At 73.5% G+C, this 1,597-nt stretch carries 2 protein-coding genes; both read right to left on the bottom strand.

What is annotated here, in order from left to right; genetic code table 11:
- Positions 1 to 736, bottom strand: a 736-nt coding sequence (locus PSH25_RS21155) for a serine/threonine-protein kinase (RefSeq protein WP_238660733.1), incomplete at its 3' end; no start/stop codon positions are given.
- A 179-nt stretch (positions 737 to 915) separates the two neighbouring features.
- A partial coding sequence (locus PSH25_RS21150) for a serine/threonine kinase C-terminal domain-containing protein (protein ID WP_502361358.1) occupies positions 916 to 1,597 on the bottom strand: 682 nt, incomplete at its 5' end.

The following is a 1,597-nucleotide window of genomic DNA, read 5'->3' as shown; positions in this document are numbered from 1 at the left end:
GCAGCAGCGGCTCCGCCTCGACGGCGGTCAACCGCCGCCAGGGGTCGCGCTGCAACAGGCCGGTGAGGACGGGGCCCAACGGGCCGGCCCGACGCATCGGGTCCGGCGGTTCGGTGGCCAGCGCGCTGAGCGTCGCCATGGCGCTCGACCGTGCGTACGGTGACTTCCCCTCGACCGTCGCGTAGAGCGTCGCGCCCAGCGACCACATGTCGGTGCGGGCGTCGGACACCCCTTCGCGGGCCCGCTCGGGGGCGACGAACTGCGGTGAGCCGAGCACCGTGCCGGGCCCGGTCATCACACCGTCGCCGCCGTCGAAGGTGGCCAGCCCGAAGTCGGTGAGCACCACCCGCCCGTCGTCGGCGACCAGGACGTTGTGCGGCTTCACGTCGCGGTGCAGCACCCCGGCGGCGTGCGCGGCCCGGAGCGCGGCGAGCACCGCCAGCCCGATCCGGGCGGTGCGCTGCGGGCTCAGCGGCCCCTCGGCGCTGATGATCTGCTGCACCGACCGCGACGGCACGTACTCCATCACGATCCAGGGGCTCTCCCGGTCGTGCACCACGTCGTAGAGGCGGACCACGTTGGGATGGTTGAGTCGGGCGGCGGTGCGTGCCTCACGCAGGGTTCGTAGCCGCAACTCCTCGCGTTCGGTCTCGGCCAGCCAGGACGGCGGCACGATTTCCTTCACCGCCACGTCGCGATGCAGCATCTCGTCGCGAGCAAGCCACACCCGGCCCATTCCGCCGGTGCCGACCAGGTCGAGCAGCCGGTACCGACCCGCGATCAGCAACTGATGCACGGTCGCTCCCCCTCGGTCACCCCGGGATCCACGATAGCCACCAATGCCGGCTTTCTCATCCACTGAGCGGCCTCGATCCACGCCGGACGGTGGTCCGGATCATGGCCATACGGTGCAGGTCAGCGGGGTGGTCGGAAACTCTTTCGCACCCGTTCCCAGTCGGCGGCGGCCCCGGTCCAGTCCTCGTCCCGGGTGATCCAACCCAACGTCCAGCGGTTGGCCCCGAGGATCTGTTGCCGGGCGTGCAGCCACGTGCCGTGTGGTGTCTGCCAGCGGAGCTCCCACTCGGCGTCACGTTCGCCCGCGGCGAGCCGGATCTCGTCGTACCCCGGCAGGGAGCCCGTGCCGGCCGCGGCGTCGCGGGCGGTGCGCAGCCGCTCCAGGGGATCGACGGCGCCACCCTCGGCGACGCTGAAGGCCCGGCCGGTCGCCGGATCCTGGAAGCACGCCACCGTGCCGTCGCGGGAGGTCAGCCACGTGGCCGGTACGGAGACCCGGAAGCCGGCGGTGTCGGCGTGCCAGACCCAGCCGGGCGGCGGCCGGAACTCTTCGCCCGAGTTCGCCGTGCCGGTCTGCACGGGCGTACCGACGATGTCGGGGCGGACGCAGGCGAACGGGGGCGGGGGGACGTTCCGCCCGTTCGGCGGGCCGGGTGGCGGGCCGGGGCCGAAGGGCCCGCCGTTGGGCGGACGGTTCGGCTGCGGGCTGGACCAGCCGGTGGTGTCGCGGGGCCTGTCGTCGGTGACGGTCAGCGCGGTGGCGACGCCGGCCACGACGGCGACCAGCAGCGCCACCGCGACG

This window comes from Micromonospora foliorum, from assembly GCF_022229015.1.
GTDB lineage: Bacteria > Actinomycetota > Actinomycetes > Mycobacteriales > Micromonosporaceae > Micromonospora > Micromonospora foliorum.
The sequence above is the reverse complement of the archived record's forward strand: the minus strand, read 5'-3'. Positions and strand labels throughout refer to the sequence as shown.